Origin of the sequence: Lachnoclostridium phytofermentans ISDg, from assembly GCF_000018685.1 — a bacterium.
Classification (GTDB): domain Bacteria; phylum Bacillota; class Clostridia; order Lachnospirales; family Lachnospiraceae; genus Lachnoclostridium; species Lachnoclostridium phytofermentans.
In genome coordinates, this window is the sequence record NC_010001.1 from 1602310 (window position 1) to 1620262 (window position 17953).

General features: G+C 34.1%; 18 protein-coding genes. 16 read left to right on the top strand and 2 right to left on the bottom strand.

Going from position 1 to position 17953, the window contains the following annotated elements; genetic code table 11:
• Positions 1 to 18: 18 nt before the first annotated feature.
• The 4 genes from CPHY_RS06680 to CPHY_RS06695 all read left to right on the top strand — a co-directional run bounded on the left by CPHY_RS06680 (position 19) and on the right by CPHY_RS06695 (position 5378).
• The gene (locus tag CPHY_RS06680; RefSeq protein ID WP_012199305.1) at positions 19 to 195 is read left to right on the top strand and encodes a PspC domain-containing protein; all 177 of its coding nucleotides are present in this window, start codon (positions 19 to 21) and stop codon (positions 193 to 195) included.
• Positions 196 to 613: 418 nt separating this feature from the next.
• Positions 614 to 2398, top strand: a complete 1785-nt coding sequence (gene argS, locus CPHY_RS06685; protein ID WP_012199306.1) for an arginine--tRNA ligase — start codon at positions 614 to 616, stop codon at positions 2396 to 2398.
• A gap of 233 nt (positions 2399 to 2631) precedes the next feature.
• A complete protein-coding gene (locus CPHY_RS06690; protein ID WP_012199307.1) occupies positions 2632 to 3948 on the top strand; it encodes an ATP-binding protein in 1317 nt (438 codons plus the stop codon).
• Positions 3949 to 4250: 302 nt separating this feature from the next.
• Entirely contained in the window at positions 4251 to 5378 is a 1128-nt protein-coding gene (locus CPHY_RS06695; RefSeq protein WP_012199308.1) for an SH3 domain-containing protein, read from the top strand.
• A gap of 111 nt (positions 5379 to 5489) precedes the next feature.
• On the opposite strand, the gene CPHY_RS06700 is transcribed toward CPHY_RS06695, so the two are convergent.
• Positions 5490 to 5756 carry a glutaredoxin gene (locus CPHY_RS06700; protein ID WP_012199309.1) on the bottom strand — a complete coding sequence of 89 codons (267 nt, stop codon included), beginning with the start codon at positions 5754 to 5756 and terminating at the stop codon, positions 5490 to 5492.
• A gap of 191 nt (positions 5757 to 5947) precedes the next feature.
• On the opposite strand from CPHY_RS06700, the gene CPHY_RS06705 reads away from it, so the two are divergent.
• From CPHY_RS06705 to CPHY_RS06720, 4 genes are all read left to right on the top strand, one after another.
• On the top strand, positions 5948 to 6631 hold the full coding sequence (locus CPHY_RS06705; RefSeq protein ID WP_012199310.1) for a DUF3298 and DUF4163 domain-containing protein: 684 nt from the start codon (positions 5948 to 5950) through the stop codon (positions 6629 to 6631).
• A 192-nt stretch (positions 6632 to 6823) separates the two neighbouring features.
• The gene (locus tag CPHY_RS06710; protein ID WP_012199311.1) at positions 6824 to 7201 is read left to right on the top strand and encodes a GntR family transcriptional regulator; all 378 of its coding nucleotides are present in this window, start codon (positions 6824 to 6826) and stop codon (positions 7199 to 7201) included.
• A gap of 87 nt (positions 7202 to 7288) precedes the next feature.
• Positions 7289 to 7975 (top strand): ABC transporter ATP-binding protein, encoded by a 687-nt coding sequence (locus CPHY_RS06715; RefSeq protein ID WP_012199312.1) that lies wholly within the window; start codon positions 7289 to 7291, stop codon positions 7973 to 7975.
• 21 nt (positions 7976 to 7996) lie between these two features.
• Positions 7997 to 8740: an ABC transporter permease gene (locus tag CPHY_RS06720; RefSeq protein WP_012199313.1), complete on the top strand. Its 744-nt coding sequence runs from the start codon at positions 7997 to 7999 to the stop codon at positions 8738 to 8740.
• Between the two features lie 6 nt (positions 8741 to 8746).
• On the opposite strand, the gene CPHY_RS06725 is transcribed toward CPHY_RS06720, so the two are convergent.
• Positions 8747 to 9172: a hypothetical protein gene (locus CPHY_RS06725; protein ID WP_012199314.1), complete on the bottom strand. Its 426-nt coding sequence runs from the start codon at positions 9170 to 9172 to the stop codon at positions 8747 to 8749.
• Between the two features lie 204 nt (positions 9173 to 9376).
• Here CPHY_RS06725 and CPHY_RS06730 point away from each other — a divergent pair, with 204 nt between their 5' ends.
• The 8 genes from CPHY_RS06730 to CPHY_RS06765 all read left to right on the top strand — a co-directional run bounded on the left by CPHY_RS06730 (position 9377) and on the right by CPHY_RS06765 (position 17591).
• Positions 9377 to 10615: a DUF1015 domain-containing protein gene (locus CPHY_RS06730; protein ID WP_012199315.1), complete on the top strand. Its 1239-nt coding sequence runs from the start codon at positions 9377 to 9379 to the stop codon at positions 10613 to 10615.
• 126 nt (positions 10616 to 10741) lie between these two features.
• Positions 10742 to 11377, top strand: a complete 636-nt coding sequence (locus CPHY_RS06735; RefSeq protein ID WP_012199316.1) for a hypothetical protein — start codon at positions 10742 to 10744, stop codon at positions 11375 to 11377.
• Positions 11378 to 11487: 110 nt separating this feature from the next.
• The gene (locus CPHY_RS06740) at positions 11488 to 12060 is read left to right on the top strand and encodes a LiaF domain-containing protein (RefSeq protein ID WP_012199317.1); all 573 of its coding nucleotides are present in this window, start codon (positions 11488 to 11490) and stop codon (positions 12058 to 12060) included.
• Between the two features lie 45 nt (positions 12061 to 12105).
• A complete protein-coding gene (fabV, locus tag CPHY_RS06745) occupies positions 12106 to 13266 on the top strand; it encodes an enoyl-ACP reductase FabV (protein ID WP_012199318.1) in 1161 nt (386 codons plus the stop codon).
• A gap of 83 nt (positions 13267 to 13349) precedes the next feature.
• The gene (locus tag CPHY_RS06750; RefSeq protein WP_012199319.1) at positions 13350 to 14033 is read left to right on the top strand and encodes a response regulator transcription factor; all 684 of its coding nucleotides are present in this window, start codon (positions 13350 to 13352) and stop codon (positions 14031 to 14033) included.
• A complete protein-coding gene (locus CPHY_RS06755; RefSeq protein WP_012199320.1) occupies positions 14030 to 15607 on the top strand; it encodes a sensor histidine kinase in 1578 nt (525 codons plus the stop codon). Before CPHY_RS06750 ends, CPHY_RS06755 begins: the two co-directional genes overlap by 4 nt.
• Before the next feature lie 315 nt (positions 15608 to 15922).
• Positions 15923 to 16822 carry an ATP-binding cassette domain-containing protein gene (locus CPHY_RS06760; protein ID WP_012199321.1) on the top strand — a complete coding sequence of 300 codons (900 nt, stop codon included), beginning with the start codon at positions 15923 to 15925 and terminating at the stop codon, positions 16820 to 16822.
• A complete protein-coding gene (locus CPHY_RS06765) occupies positions 16803 to 17591 on the top strand; it encodes an ABC transporter permease (RefSeq protein ID WP_012199322.1) in 789 nt (262 codons plus the stop codon). The genes CPHY_RS06760 and CPHY_RS06765 overlap by 20 nt, the downstream gene beginning before the upstream one ends.
• Positions 17592 to 17953 lie beyond the last annotated feature (362 nt).

A 17953-nucleotide genomic window follows, 5' to 3' on the forward strand; every position in this document is an offset into this window, starting at 1 on the left:
TAGAAAGGGAGGATAATTATGCAAAAAAAATTAGTAAAATCTCGTACTGATAGAAAAATATGTGGAGTATGCGGAGGGATTGCAGAGTACATTAATTTAGACCCTACAGTGGTTCGTATTTTATGGATTATCTTTTCATTTTGGGGAGTTGGTATACTTGCGTATATAGCATGTGCTTTTGTTATGCCGGACTAAACCCATATATAATCTTTTAATAAGAATTAAAATTAATTAGTGAGAAACTAAAATTAATAGGGCTAATTTTGTGTTTAATAGACCAAAATTCAGTCCTTTTTCTTATTCAAGAATCTTATTCCAGAAAAGGATAAAATTGCGAAGAGTGCTTATCTTGTTGAGATTTCTTAATATACGAATATATCCTCTTTACTATTATTTTTATAGGCAATAATATACAAAGGGACATAAAGAATGAACCACTAAGAGTAATGAATTATATTATAGTTCTTCTAATATTTTGCTTAGGAAAAAACTACTACTTCTTGAAGTCTTATTTTTGCTCAATTGCGGGCAGCATTACTTTACAAGCGATATAAATTGTGTTAAAGTGTGAAATAATGATGAAAAAGAAATGTAAATATCGATGGAGGCATTTATGATAAAAGTTATTGATCAATTAACCAATCTCTTTACTACTGCATTTGTAGAGTGTGGCTACGAAGAAAAGTACGGAGTGGTAACGATATCGAATCGCCCGGATCTGTGTCAATATCAATGCAATGGTGCATTAGCAGCAGCAAAGCAATACAAAAAAGCACCAATTATGATCGCAAATGAGATTGTAGAACATTGTAAAGACAATCCAGTATTAAAAGAAATTACAGCAATTATGCCAGGGTTTATTAATTTTTCTGTTAAGGAAGAATTTTTAGTAGATTATCTTCAAAGCATGTCAGTGGATGAACGTCTGGGCTGTGAGGAAGCTAAGAACCCAGATACAATAGTTGTGGATTACGGCGGTCCAAATGTGGCAAAGCCTCTTCACGTTGGACATCTTCGTCCTGCAATTATTGGTGAAAGTATTAAACGTATGATACGCTTTTTAGGACACAATGTAATTGGAGATGCACATCTTGGTGATTGGGGTACTCAAATGGGTCTTATCATCGCTGAGGTTAGAAAGCGTCAACCAAACCTTTCTTATTTTGATGAAAGCTATACTGGGGAATATCCAAGTGAAGCACCATTTACTATCTCTGAGTTAGAGGAAATTTATCCAACTGCGAGTGAATATTCAAAAGAACATCCTGAGTTTCGTGAAGAAGCAAAAGAAGTTGTATTTGAATTACAAAATGGTCACCGTGGATACACGGCTCTTTGGAACCACATAATGACTGTTTCCATGAATGACTTAAAGAAAAATTATGATAACCTTAACGTTCATTTTGATGTATGGAAGAAGGAAAGCGATGCTCAACCTTATATTCCTGGCATGGTAACTTACTTAAAAGAGAATGGATATGCAAAAATCAGCGAGGGTGCTTTGGTAGTGGATGTTAAAGAAGAGACGGATACCAAAGAATTGCCTCCATGTATGATTTTAAAATCTGACGGTGCAAGCTTATATGCTACCACCGATCTTGCGACATTAGTTGAGCGTATGGAATTATTCATGCCTGCATCCGTTATCTATGTCGTAGATAAGCGCCAGGAACTTCATTTTGAATTAGTATTTCGCTGCGTGAAGAAAACAAAATTAGTTCCTAAAGATGTGAATCTGACTTTCCTTGGTTTTGGTACGATGAATGGAAAGGACGGAAAGCCATTTAAGACTAGAGATGGCGGTGTAATGCGTCTTGAACATTTAATGGATAGCATTAATGAAGAAGTTTATAAGAAGATAATGTCCAATCGAGAAATGGAAGAAGAGGAAGCTAGAGAAATTGCTAAAATAGTCGGTTTGGCAGCATTAAAATACGGTGATTTATCTAATCAAGCATCCAAAGATTACATCTTTGATATTGACCGCTTTACTTCCTTTGAAGGAAATACAGGCCCTTATATTCTTTATACTATCGTTCGTATTAAGTCAATTCTTGCAAAGTATCAAGAAGAAAACAAAGCAGTGGATGTTAGCAAGCTTTGCATTAAGTCTGGTAATACAAGAGAATACGGCATAAGTGAAGTAAATCTTATGTTAGAATGTGCGAAGTTCAATGATATGATTGAACATGCTGCATACGAAAATGCGCCACATAAGTTATGTGCTTATGTTTACGATTTGGCGAATGCATTTAGTACGTTCTATCATGAAAATAAAATTATTGCAGAAGAAAACAAAGAGAAACAGCAAGAATGGATTGCTCTTATTAAGTTAGTATTAAGAATTTTATCTACTTGCATCGAATTATTAGGTTTTAGCGCACCAGAAAAAATGTAAGAAATAATCTAAGCGCGCGAAAGGACTGGAAAGTAACGAGCTTTCCAGTCTTTTTTTATCTTCGAGGTATGTGCATATCATGTAGGTATGGCAAGCGAAGGTCTTAGCTTGATAAAGTGTATTCACATTGGCAAGTACCTTAGCTATAAGATAACGGCATGGGAAACCTAGAGTGGCAAAGCTACTTTGTTTAATTTATAGTGAGTAAATAAAAGAAGATTGGAGACTGATTTATGTATAAACTGTTATCTAAACTAGTCATTTATCGTAATATCGGAAAAGACAGTATACTGGTACGTTTAGCAGATATTATAGAACAGTATCAGCGAGGAAATTTAAATAAAGAAGATACGATTGCATCTATCTATACACAGATACATAATTTACTTGATATCGCAACGGAATATGGTTTTAATGATAACTTATGGCATAATTATTTGAGTTATTTACTTGCCTCTGTTGAGAATCCTTTTAGTATGTCTTGTGAGAAAATAGGGGCAAGAGAAGGTACTGTAAATAAGTTTGCTAAAGGGGACTTTGCAATATTTAAAGCATTATTTGATTATGACTTTACTCCATTAGAGGATGAGCTTGGCATTGATTGCTTTAACGTTATTACAGACTATAAAGCAATTGAGAAAAATGGAAAGTGCTACAATCGTAGTGTTAGTGAAAAAGTTCAAGTATTAAGTCGTAAGATTTCAGAAGCAAAGGATGAACATGAAATCTTCCAGATTGTAACGGATTTTTATAAATATTATGGTGTTGGGATGCTTGGGTTAAACAAAGCTTTTCGTATAGGGAAAGACAGTGATGAGTTCCGATTATCACCGATTACGAATACGGAAGAAGTAGTGTTGTCTGATTTGATAGGTTATGAGATTCAAAAGAAAAAATTAGTTGATAACACAAAAGCATTTATCGGAGGGAAAAAGGCAAACAATGTTCTATTGTTTGGAGATAGTGGGACAGGAAAGTCAACTAGTGTTAAGGCTATTCTTAACGAATACTACCCAGAAGGACTTCGTATGATTGAAATCTTTAAGCACCAGTTTAAAGATTTATCAACAGTGATCTCAAAAATTAAGAATCGAAATTATAAATTTATTATTTATATGGATGATTTGTCATTTGAGGAATTTGAAATAGAATATAAGTATTTAAAAGCAGTGATTGAAGGTGGGCTTGAAACAAAACCTGATAATGTTTTAATCTATGCGACCTCAAACCGTAGACATCTTATTAGAGAAACATGGAGTGATCGTTCTGATATGTCAAAAGACGAGTTACATCGTTCTGATACGATGCAAGAAAAACTCTCTTTAGTTGCTAGGTTTGGTATCAGCATCAATTATTCTGCTCCATCTCAAAAAGAGTATTTTATAATTGTTGAAGAGTTAGCGAAAAAATATAATAACTTTGGTTTATCAAAAGAAGATTTAATCCAAAAAGCAAATATGTGGGAGCTTAGTCATGGAGGTTTATCTGGTAGAACAGCCTCCCAGTTTATCACTTATATGCTAAGTCAAGAGCATAACTACGAAGATTAGAATTCGTCATTTTAAAATTAATGATATACAAAATCAGATGATATTTAGCGACTGCAAAGTCGATAAAAAATGAAATTTGTCGCATATAGTTAATAGAATCAAAATAAATACAAAAATGTACTATAATTGCTAAAAGAAGCAATAATTATTTTGACATTGTGATACGTCACTGGTAAAATAGGACTAGATGTATCATAAGGTGAGAGATTTTGCCTTATTATAAATAAAAAGGTAGTGTTTACTACTTGGAAGGTTAGTAGTATTAGTAATAGAAACAAATTGTATTGAAAGTGAGGTTAACCATGGAGGCAAGAATAAGTAAAAATGGAAAACGAATCTTAAGAGGTGCAATGTTTGGAGCTTGTTTTGCGATGACAGTAGCACTTTTTAAAACTTCAGTTACCTATGGAAATGAACTGAAAATAAATGCATTGGTTTCTACAACTCAAGATAAGGATGAAACTTATTATCTTGGTAAAGTAACGGGTGGTGTCAATGTCAGAGTTGGCGCAGGTGCGGATAAAGACCAACTAGTCGTGGCTAATCAGAGTGTGAAATTAAAAAAAGGTACTGAGGTTACCATACTATCCGAAGTAATGGTGGGTAATAAGGCTTGGTATGAAGTTAGGTTTAAATTAGGAAAAGAAGAAGTAGTGGGTTTTGCAACGAGTACATACATTGAGAAGACAAAAAAGACAATTACTCCGACTCCAATGCCAACACTTACTCCAGAACCTACATCAACACCAACACCAGTACCAACTGCAGTACCGACGGTAGAACCTACTGCGACTCCTGCTAAGTCAACGAACGAAGCAGGTGATAACAGTACAGGGAGCATGATTTTATGGATATTTGGCGGAATTTCTATGTTAGCTTTGGGTATTGTGTTAACACTTTCCGTTAGAAAGAAACGAAAAGAAGACTTTGAAGAGGCTAAGGAAGTATCTAAAAAAGTTGATAAACTTAAGAATATGGTGATAACGAAAGATATCGATGAGAAAGATTCTGCCGACGAAAATCCAAAGAAAAAGGCAGCAGGAAAATTCACAAAAGAAGGAAGGCCTACACGCCAACCAATTGCGATTCAGCATACCGCTGAGGTTTATGTTAAGAATTCAAAACTCGGTGATTCAAATAAATTTACAGATGAACTTGCTGTTACAAAAGAGCAAGTAGCTGAGGATTTCTCTGTAATAAAAGAGAGTTTAGAAAAAGACAGTGGTGAAAAAAATGAATTGCGTAAAGCAGTTCAAGCACTTCGTGAGCATGATATTGTAATTCATAAGTATTTTGGTAAAGGGGAAGTCTTCGATAACTCGGATGTTAAACTGATTGAGGTTCGCTTTGGCGGAGATGCCAGATTCCTTAATAAAGAACAGTTGGTTACTAAGAAGTTATTACAGATTACAAATGAGCGTAGAAGATAATCTGTTGAGTAATTCTTAAATTTAAAATAAATGCCATATGATAGGGACAACTACCATATGGCATTTTTAAAAGCATTTAGCGCTATTTGGCTATACTCATTCCCCTGGAAGCTACTGCTTCCTTCTGTTTATTACTTCAAAAACATCTAGTGTTATGAATCCATCCTCCATTACAAATAGAGGAATCCCAATATTCCCGTCATCTTTAACTTTATCAAATAATGAATTTGTATCGCGATATTTTAAAAACTCTTTTAAATGAGTTGTTGCTTGTGTGAATTCTCGATATTCTACAGTAATATCTGCATGATTTTGTAGTACGTTCATAGCCTCGGTGCAGTCCGGGCAAATATTCATTCCATACATAATAACGTTCATTGATGCCTCCATAGAAAGTTTGTTTTATATTATGAGTTAAGCATAGCATATTAATTATCCTTTTAAAAGGAGTTCAGTTAGAGAGTGATTTTTTTAGTTTTATTATTCATCGAATTAAGAATTTCATTAGAGAATCATAACCTCTGCTATGCATAATATATAACAGATATGTAAATAAAGTGAGGAATAATATGATGCAGGAAGGTAAAGGGGAAACTCTGTTAAAACATACAAAGAAAAAGACAGTAACGGACGAAGGTGGAAAACTCGATCTTTTAGAGTGTTCCTATGGATATCCTCAGATTTTAACTAATAAAGAAGATAGCCCACAGGCTAAGGTGAATAAGGATATTACAAGAGTTATGGATCAACGATATCAGAGTAATTGTGAAGAGGCATTGGTTAATGCCTTATATATTGTTGATTTAGTAAGCGTACCAAATGATGGTTTGATAGGACCTTCATGGTTTCCTTTAAAAGCAAGCGTTACTTATCGAGTAACATTTAATCAACATGGTATATTGTCTATCGTTTTTTTAGAATTTCGCTGGTATGGTGGTGCACATCCTATGACGGAGCAATTCTCCATGACCTATAATGTGGAAACGGGGAAACAAATTACAGCTCCGGAAATTTTGGGAGAATCAGAGGATGAGGTTAAGAAACAAATTGCAAGCGGTTTTACGAAACAGTTCGAAAAAGATCCTGATAAGTTTTTTCCAGATTCTATCAAAGATTTAGCCAAGCTTAAGTTTGAGTACCGCTTCTATTTGAAAGGGGATAATATCGTTTTTTATTTTAATCCTTATGAAATTGGACCTTTTGCCTCAGGAATTTTAGAATACTCCATGCCAATTTTAAAGAAAAAACAATGAGTTTTATAGTAAGTATTATAGAAACCATACACTATATTGAAAAACGATTAAGAAAATGATGGATATTGTCTAAATCAAATTTAAGATGGAAAGACTAAAATATGGTATTGACATTCCTATTGTTATGGTGTATTATACAACTAGTACACTAATCAACACATACAAGAGAAATCCTTTGAAAGGAGGCTTTGAATGGAGTTTAATAATAATATGCCTATTTATATGCAAGTAATTCATGAGTTAAAGAAAGAGTTAATTCGTGGTAATCTAGCACTTGGTAGTAAAATGCCTTCCGCTAGGGATTTAGCAATTCAATATCAAATTAATCCAAACACTGCGAATCGTATTTACCGAGAGATGGAACTTCAAGAGCTCTGCTACACAAAGCGAGGTCTAGGAACCTTTGCAACAGAGGATGAGCAAAGACTTATGCGGGTAAGGGAAGAGATGGCCAAGGAGTATATGAGTGCATTTCTTATAGGCATGAGAGATTTGGGTTTACAAGAAGAGGATGTGATTTCTCTCATTAAAAAAGAGTTTGACAATACAAAGGAGCAGGGTTTAAGTTAAAGATTTTCATCTGAAATAATGGGAATCTAAGAAATCATGAAACAAACTTTTAAATGAAAAAGTACATGATTAGAAATGGAGGCTAAGATGTTAGTTAGTAAGGATGTTGTAAAACGGTATATGTCAAAAGTGGCAGTATCGGGTATCTCCATGCAAATGGAGGAAGGAAAAATTTATGCATTACTCGGTCCTAATGGGAGCGGGAAAACAACTTGGATGAAGATGGTAGCAGGTTTGATTAAACCTACCATGGGGTCTATCACATACAATGAATTGCCGATTGGTATAGAAAGCAAAAAGAAAATTGCTTATATGTCCACGGAGCCATTTTTTTATGATTACATGACAGTAAAAGATGTTGGTAAGTATTACGCGGATTTTTTTGAAGATTTTGATATGGCAAAGTATGAACGACTAGTCGCCAAGATGGATTTAAATATGAAAGATAAATCAAAAAACCTTTCCTCTGGTCTTTCTGCAAAGTTAAAGATCGCAGCGACGCTTGCAAGGAAGGCAGAAGTATATTTACTTGATGAACCTTTAAATGGAATTGATATTATAGCGAGAGATCATATCATGAATGCAATATTAGAGGTAGCAAACGAGAAGACGATGATTGTAATATCGAGCCATCTGGTAGATGAATTAGAAAAAATAATAGACAATGCAATCTTTATAAAGAGTGGAGCATTAGTTTTAAATGGTGATGCGGAGACCATTCGAAAAGAACATCAAAAATCTATCGTAGATTTGTATAAGGAAATCTATGCATAAGAGAGGGGAGTAAAAAAATCTATGTTTAAATTAATTAAGTATGAGTTAAGAAAACAATGGTTTTCCAAGCTCTTTATATTGATTGTAATGGGAATATTAGAGCTTTCTTTTTTATTTAATCTGATAAGAGATAATAAGAATTCGTTAGGAATTACAATCGGAATTATGACATTTGTTGCATTCACCGCGATTATGTTTGTATCTTTTGAATGTATTATGACCTATTCCAAAGACTTAAAAACGAAACAAAGTTATATGCTTTTCCTTACACCAAATTCAACTTACAAAATTGTCGGTGCAAAAGTAATAACCTCTGTTGCGCAGATTGGAATTACAGCAGCATTTATGATTGGTGTGGTAATCCTTAATATGTCTGTAGTTATGATACGCTATAAAGAGATTGGGAATACGATAGAATTAATACAGAGACTGATGAGAGAAGTAATGGGATTAGATGTTGATTATGGTCTCATATTAATTGCTATTTTTGCATTTTTACTAGAATGGATAGAAAAAGTAATCATGGGTATGCTAGCGATTACTCTTAGTACCACTTTTTTATCCAACACAAAGGGAAAAGGTATTGTCAGCTTAATTATATTCTTTGTCTTAAATTATATCGTAGGAAGAATTGGAAAATTATTCATGCCAAAGAGCATGCCAATGTTTGATACATTTATGATTGATGCCATCTTTATGGCTTTTGTTATAGCAGCTTTTTACCTTGCGACAGCATGGATGTTGGATAAAAAGGTGAGCGTTTAATATTAGCTATTTTGGATATTTCGGATAAAAATCCGAGGTGTCTGCACAAAAGAAGCCACCACAATTTGATACTATAGAATCAAAAATAGGAGTAACATTACTATATAGTTCACCAGGGAAAGTTACCATATATAAACTTTGTATCTGATGTTTTGATAGAAATTCTGTACCAGCGGGATCACGAAAATAAGGTTTCATTTCCTCAAAGTCCAAAGAATTTTTTGGAGTAAGGCAGATTTCCATAACACCAGCGGTTTCCCACAACTCTATATCGGTATTGCTCTTAATAGCTTCATATAGTTCACGAATCGGAGTTTCTTTCGGATTCATATAAAACCAGTCACCAGTGATGGAAGATTTCTTCTCTGGAACGGCTGGTTTTTTATTTTCTTTTTTACTATCAAACTTGTCATTTTGTTTTTTAAAATTCATTAGAACTCCTATCTGCGTGCTTTAACACGCTTACAACCAAGAAAAAGTACGCTCCTTGCACTTTCCTCGCTTTATTATTGTTCATAGTATACCACAGGTGGAAAGGTTTGAAAACAAGCATGAACATAAGATTCTAAGAAACCAAGTTGTATTTTGGTAGTTATCATAGTAAAATTACGATAAAAAGATGTGGAGGGTATCAATATGGCAATTATAAAACCGTTTTATTGTGTTAGGCCAGAGAAAGAATATGCAAGTCGTGTGGCAGCTTTACCATATGATGTCTATAACAGAGTGGAAGCGAAAGAGGCTGCCCTAAAAGATGAATTATCTTTTTTAAATATAGACCGTCCGGAGACTGGATTTGAGGATTCCGTAGATATGTATGATGAAAGGGTTTACCAAAGAGCAAAAGATTTGTTAATAAAACGAATCAAAGATGGAACTTATCTTGAGGATGAGAAAAAGTATTATTACATATATGAGCTGATAATGAAGGGGCGTTCGCAAACAGGTATTGTCGCTTGTGCTTCTATTGATGACTATCAGAATAATATAATTATGAAGCATGAAAATACAAGAGAAGACAAGGAGCAGGATAGAATTCGTCATGTAGATACCTGTAGTGCTCAAACTGGTCCGATTTTTTTAGCATACCGATCGAATGAAGTAATTCATAATGTTGTGGAGCGTGTAAAAAAAGGAGAAGCGCTATACTCTTTTAGTACAGAGGATGGGATATCACATAATGTTTGGAAAATAGAAGAGGAACTTTCTATAGAAACTATTGAAAAAGCTTTCGGTGGAATTGATAGAATTTATATTGCGGATGGACATCATCGAGCAGCGTCTGCGGCTAAGGTAGGTTTAAAAAGAAGAAAAGAAGCCAAGGAATATGATGGTAGCGAGGAGTTTAATACATTTCTTTCTGTATTATTTCCGGAGGATCAGCTTATGATTATGCCTTATAACAGGGTAGTTGCTAATTTGAATGGCCTTAGTAAAGATGAGTTTCTAAATGCTGTTCGTGAGAATTTTTATGTCAAGAATATGGAAGAAGTTAGAGTGTCTCCGGAGAAAAAAGGTACATTTGGTATGTATCTTCATCATACTTGGTATGAATTGATTGCAAAAGAGACATTATTACAGATAGAAGACCCAGTCGATGCGTTAGATGTGTCATTATTACAAGATTATATATTAAATCCGATTTTAGGGATCAAGGATCCTAGAACAGATCACAGAATTGATTTTATTGGTGGTATTCGTGGTCTTGGCGAGCTAGAAAAACGTGCTACGGAGGATATGACTGTTGCATTTTCCATGTATCCAACCTCTATTCAGGAATTGTTTGCTGTATCAGATGTAGGTAAATTAATGCCTCCGAAATCTACATGGTTTGAACCAAAATTAAGAAGCGGTTTGTTTATACATCGAATTTAAGGAGATACTCACTTCCTGTGATTCTCATGAAATTCTAATCAATTTTTTCCAGTTTTATCATTGAACCAGATATTTGGGTATGTTATATTTTTTCTTAAAGAAGATTAAATTAGGAGGTTCATCGGCATGAGAGATTATTCTATTCAAGGATTGGGAAGTATCTCTGGAGGAGAGTTTATCCGATTAACAGTGGAGGGAATGGGAACTAACCACGGTGATATTACTGCTCAATATCTGTCTATTGAGGGCGTTTTCAAAAGTACAGGAAATGTAAATGCTGGAGAAATTCAATGTGAGGGGGTTGCTGATTTTTTTGGAAACCTTCGCTGCAAAAAAGCGATAATGGAAGGTGTACTAAATCTTAAAGCTTATAGCAAATTAGAAGCTGAGGATATTGTAGGAGAAGGATGTATTAATACAAAGTCAGATATAAATGCCACACGATTAAAGCTATATGGCTGTATAAATGCGAAAAGTATCTACGGAGATCAGATAGAGATAGAAAGTAAAGAAGAGGGCTATTCTACTTTTAAGAAATTCCTTCATAAGATTAATTTATCGGAGCATGGTAAGGGAAGTAATATTGAGTTAATTCAAGCAAACAATATAGTAATAACAGGGGTTTACGCAAAGGAAGTTATTGGTCATGATATCATTATTGGACCATATTGTGAGGTTGAGAAGGTAAATTGTACGGGAACATTAAAAGTACATGAAACTGCTAAGGTAGGTACTATCGTAGGGGCCACACCTAGTGCCTAAGAAGTGAATGTAAAGTTATTAACTGATTAGTGTTAAAACAGCTTGACCGTTTTAATGGCTGTATTGCAAGATAATAGAATTTTAAGGGTATTAGTGAAAGGAGACTAAGTATGTTTAAGAAAAAAGAAATTGTACCTGTAACTCCATATAAAAAGTCAAAAGGAAAGACAGTTGTAAAGGTAATTGTTGCGATTGCAGCAATTCAAGGGATCTTTAAAATCGTTTCATTTTATAAAAATAAAAAAAATGAGAATCAGTCAACTGACGCGGAAACTAAAAAGTATACCGTTTGGATGAATGGGAAGCAAGTTCGTTTAGATGAGGAAGAAGTACGCTCCATTGATATCCAAGCAGTGATGTCAGGAATCGATATAGACCTTACGAAAGCTAAGATTCATGAGGATATGTTCATCTCTGGTAAGGCAATCATGTCTGGTGTATGTATCCGTGTCCCTGAAGATATTAACGTAAAAATGAATTGTAAAACTATACTAGGCGCATGTGCAAATTCTGTTCCAAAATACTTTGATGAAACATTACCAACTGTTTTTGTTGAGGTAGATGGTATCATGAGCGGTATCGCGGTGAAAATAGGAAAAACTGATGAGACTGAGTATGATGAAAGTGATTCGGATAAAAAAGATTCCGATGAAGAAGATTTCGATCAGGTAATTGCAGAATAGAAAACAATCAAAACTTCTTATGAAAAAGGAAAGGAAGATAAAGTTATGATAGTGGAACCAAAAGTAAGAGGCTTTATATGTACAACAGCTCATCCAGAAGGTTGTAAGGAGAGTATAAAAAGACAAATTGAATATGTAAAAAGGCATGGCCAAAAAGAAGGACCAAAGAAAGTATTGATTATCGGTGCTTCTACAGGGTATGGTCTTGCATCACGAATTTCGCTTGCCTATACATACGGAGCCGCTACTCTTGGTGTTATGTATGAAAAGCCTGCAAAAGAGAACAGAACAGCAACTCCTGGTTACTATAATACAGAAGCGTTAGAAGAATTTTTACATCAAGATGGCTATTATGGTGAATCAATCAACGGGGATGCATTCTCAAGAGAAGTGAAAGAGATGACCATAGCAAAGATTAAAGAAGATCTTGGTCAAGTAGATATGGTAATATATAGCCTTGCAGCTCCACGTCGTACAGATGAAGATGGTGTAACTTATTCTTCCGTTCTAAAAACAACCAGTGTTCCTTATACGAATAAGTCTCTGGATTTAAGGAATAATCAGATATCTGAAGTAACGGTACCTGCTGCTACAGAAGAAGAGGAAATTGCTACTGTAAAAGTTATGGGTGGCGAAGACTGGGCGCTATGGATCGATGCGCTAAAAGATGCTGGTGTGTTAAGTGAAGGAGTAATTACAATCGCTTATTCTTATATAGGGCCAAAGCTTACTTATCCGATTTATTATGAAGGAACGATTGGTAAAGCAAAGGAAGACCTATACCAAACATCCGTTTTGTTAAATGAGACATTGAAAGATTTACAAGGGAAAGCTTATATCTCTGTAAATAAGGCATTAGTAACTCAGGCCAGTGCAGCTATTCCTGTGGTACCACTCTATATTAGTATTCTTTATAAGGTTATGAAGGAACAGCAGCTTCATGAGGGTTGTATCGAACAAATGGACCGTTTATTTTTTGAGAACTTAGATCATCTAGAAGAAGAACTAGATGAACAACAGCGTATCAGAATGGATGATTATGAGATGCTTCCAGAAGTTCAAGAGAAGGTCGCTGAGGCTTGGGATTATGTAACTACAGAGAATCTATCTGAATATGCTGATATTAAAGGATACTGGGAAGAATTTTATCATATGTTTGGATTCCATTACGATAATATCGATTATACGAAGGATGTTGAACTTTAAAGGGTATAGTAAAAGTTTCTTCATACGTAAATTTGCGCCTGTGAACCAGAGTTTGTAGGCTATGTAAAGGCAGGATTATTATTATGAAAGTATTATTTTTAGAAGATGAACCTGTGATTCAAGATGTGTTAGCGGAATATATGAGGATGAAAAATTATGATGTAGTGACAGTAAGCGATGGTGAAGCCGCCATCGCTACTCTTTCGAGAGAAGACTTTGATATCGCTGTTCTAGATATTATGGTACCTAAGAAAAATGGCTTATTTGTCCTAGAGTATATTAAAGAACGAGGAATCGATCTTCCTTGTATCATGCTGACTGCACTAGAAGATGAGCAGACACAGTTAAAAGCATTTAATTTATATGCCGATGACTATGTTATAAAGCCGGTTTCTCCGATTATTTTATTAAAGAGAATGGAAACCATTTTACGTAGAGTTTCTAGTTATAAAACCAAACCAATGAATAATAAAGAATTTTATTTACTTGAGGATTCCTATCAGGCATTTTTTCAAGGAGAATCCTTGAATTTAACCTTAAGTGAATTTTTACTTTTGCAGATGCTATGGAAAGAGCCAAATAGAGTATTTACTAGAGAACAAATAATTCTACATATCTTTAATGAAGATTATATTGGTAATGATCGAATTATTGATGCCCATGTGAAAAACTTAAGAAAAAAGTTACCGTTTTACTGTATTCGTACCGTGATTGGAGTAGGTTACCAATTTGATATCGCTCAGTTAGAGAATGGGGTGAAAAGTTGAAGTTATCCAAAAAAACACTGATTTATAGTCTGGCTGTTTCTCTCTTGATGGTTGCTTTATTTATTGGTTATTTTAATGCATTATTACCATCCCTTTATGTTGATTTTAAACAAGACAAAAATTTAGAATCTATCAAAGAGTTGCAGCAAAAATATTGTAAGGAACGTTCCTATGCGAATTTAAAGGTGTTAAACCCAACTAGTACTATTACAATAGAATTTCCGATGGTTGGTAGTACTCTAATTCTTAAGAATAATTTTATGGAAGTAGAAGCTACGATAAAGGATTCAGAACTTCTTGAGATGCTCGATAAGCTGAGAAATTTATCAGATGATTTTTCGAATGAAGATTTTCAAATCTCAGAGGATGAATTAAAAAGTTATCAGGACACTATCTTTGATAAATTAATGCCATCAAAATTAGTGTTAGAGAATTATCCTATTTCAGTTCATGTAAAGTCAACTTCTGATTATCAAGGGCTGATTCAAATATCAAATAAAATGCACCTTATTTCCAAGAAGACTTTTGTTTACGAATCCAATGTTGGAGATGGGCAGACTTATTATACCAGTTATTTTGCGATTTCAAGGTTATCTGATATGATTGTGGTTACTGTTTCCAGTGTAACTACGCCAAGTATGGATGATATTAAGCCTGTGATTGTTCGAAGTCTTCCAATGATACTTGCAATTGTCGTATTACTTTCTATGTTGTTATCGAGTATATTTGCGAAATACATTGTACAGCCGATTCGTAAAGTGACATTTATGGCAGAACATATTATAAATACTAAAAAATTAAAAATGAAACCAATTGTTCTTGGTAATAAGGATGAGATTGCTTATCTAGGGGAAACGATGAAAGAGGTTTACCAAAGACTAGAGGATAATTTCCAAGAGCTTGAGATAAAAAATGCTCGGTTATCGGAAGAAAATAGAAGACAGGAAGTATTTTTAAGAGCTTCCTCCCATCAGTTAAAGACACCGATTCAAGCTGCGCTACTTCTTACCGATGGAATGATAAATGAGGTCGGAAAATACAAAAATACGAAGGAGTATCTACCACAGTTAAAAGGACAAATCTTAAATATGAAGCGGATTGTAGAAGAAATTCTATCTCTTCATCACAACACAAATGAGCTTTCGATGGAAACGGTTGAAATATCTGTGCTATTAAAGAGTATACTTGCCCGCTACGATTGTCAAATCAGTGAAAAAGCGTTAACGGTTGTTACAAAATATGGAGAAGTAATGATGGTATCAAATCAAGAGCTGTTGGAGAAGATATTTGACAATATTATAGCAAATGCAATTAATTATACACCGAGCAATAATAGTATTCGAATTAATGTAACAAAGGAAGAAGTTAGTATTTGCAATGAAGGAACTATGATTGAGCCAGAACTATTGCCACATATTTTTGAACCATTTGTAACAAGTAATGTAAAGGAAAGAGGTCATGGGCTAGGGTTATATATTGTATCCTATTATTCAAAATTGCTTGGTCTAATCGTCAATATTGAGAATACGAAAGAGGGCGTATTGGTTAGAATTATGAATGATAAAAGTTGTTAGTTCGAAATCCTAGATATTACTTTGAAATCCTAGATATTACTATAAAATCCTAGATATTACTTTAAAATCCTAGAATATTAGTATAAAAAATTGATTATTTTCAATATAACATCATTCGATAATGCTCGTTGTTTTGCTTGCTCGACAATGAGCATTATTAGTGTGCCCAGTGGGCAGAATTTCGTGGGAAATAGCAGACTTAAACACTAAAGTTAAACTAACGCTATGCTACATGAAAACATCATCGTATCTTCATACCAAATTCATATCCCTTTGATATAATAAAAGCATCAAAGTTGGCAAAAGGAGGAAACCATGTTAACGATTAAAGACTTAAAAGTTACCTATGGTGAACAGATTGCTTTATCTATAGAGGAACCGATTGTTATCGAAGATGGTGATCGTATTGGAATTATAGGAAGCAATGGAGCTGGTAAATCGACGCTTGTTAAATCGATCTTAGGAGTTACGAAATATGAAGGAACCATTCTTACTAATTTACGACAAGAGGAGATATCTGTACATTTACAACAAAACAATTATGTAAATACAATGCCAGTGAAATATATAATTGAGATGGTGTTATCTGTTAATATAAAGAAAGATAAAAAACTACAAGATTTAATCTCTTATTTTCAATTTGAGGGGTGTCTTAACAAGCGATATGCTCATCTTTCTGGAGGTGAGAAGCAAAGATTAACGATAATATTAGTACTTCGAAAGGATACACCGCTTGTATTTCTTGATGAAGTAACTTCTGGTCTTGATTTTGAAACCAGACAGAAACTTATGCAAGGACTTAATAAGTGGTACGAAGGAAAAAAAACAACGTTATGTATAGTATCGCATTATTATGAGGAATTGGAGCAATTGGCTAATAAGTTATTAATCTTAGAAAAAGGGCGCGTAATGGCTTATGGCACGAGGGAGGAGCTATTTCATAAATATTGTGGAAAGACCCTCTATATCCTTGAAAATAACGAAAAGAATCAAGAATATAAGAAACAGTATAAGAGTGTTCTAGCTCCAGAACACCTTATAGCTCTTACTTGTGACACAGAAGAAGAGGAGCGAAATTTAACAAATCTCCTAATTCACGCAAATGTTGATTTTAAACGAAGTAATAGTGATATTGAGATTTTATCAATAAATGCTAAGGCGAAAGAATTTGCAGGAGCGGAAGGGGGAGTCCTAATTGAAAACGTTATTGCCTAATAAGAGAATGATTCTCTATGAGTTACGTAATGTAAAAGGGAATTTCTTTACTTTATTCTTTGGTATTGCATTTCCAATCGTATTTTCCATATTAATGCCAAGTATTATTATGAGAGATCTTCCAGAAAGCGAGCAATCAAAGGCTATCGTTTCAGTATTTGTCACAATGAGTATGGTAATACCGATGGCAGTTATGCTACTTGGATATGCTGCAAACTATTCGCAAGAAGTAGAAAATGAGGTTCCGCTTCGCCTTGACCTATTCGGTATTCAACCAAAGAAATTATTTGCAGCGAAGTTGATTGCACATTTGATATTTATTACAATAACATTCATGATCTATACCCTGGTTGACTTTATTGTACTTGATATTCCAATACCTGCCGCTCGTGTGATAATAATCTGGCTTTCCTGTTTGTATTTGTTAGCGATTATATTCTTTATGATGGCCCATGGGATCACATCCATACTGAAAAAATTCGGAACAACTTATGGTGTTATCATGTTCATGTATTTTGCATTTATGATATTATGCGGTATGATGGGATTGACAGTAGAACAGTTACCAAAGGGTTTAAAAAGTATTGCATTATTATTACCGATGTCTTATATCAGTAAAGATTTTGTGGGCATATGGGAAGGCGGAAGTTATAATTACGCCCCTCTAATTCAGTCCTTTATCTTTTTTGCTGCCATTGCAGGTATCTTAGTATTACTTGGTATTAGAAAGAGTAATCGTACGAAAGGAATTTATCAGAAGATGGAATAAATTATAAAGAATCCTCCGTAAGATGAGTACTTACGAAGGATTCTTTTTTTAGTTTGCGCGTCTTCCGAATTGATGGCATTGAGACACAATGCATCCATATTCAAATCTAATGTATAAAGAGCTAGTGTAAAATATTTGTATTAAATAAATAAAATAATAGAAGGTTCCTGTTTATATTTAAGCGACCAAACCAAAATAATATATAAAGTGAGGATTCTTCTATGATAAAGAGTATACAACGATTTAAGAAATTGGAAGGTGTATTTTTTGACACCACATTTTTTATACGTTATAATAAGATATTATTATAGAATATATGTTTAAGAACATGCTAACCAAATAGAGATAGTAAATATATTAGA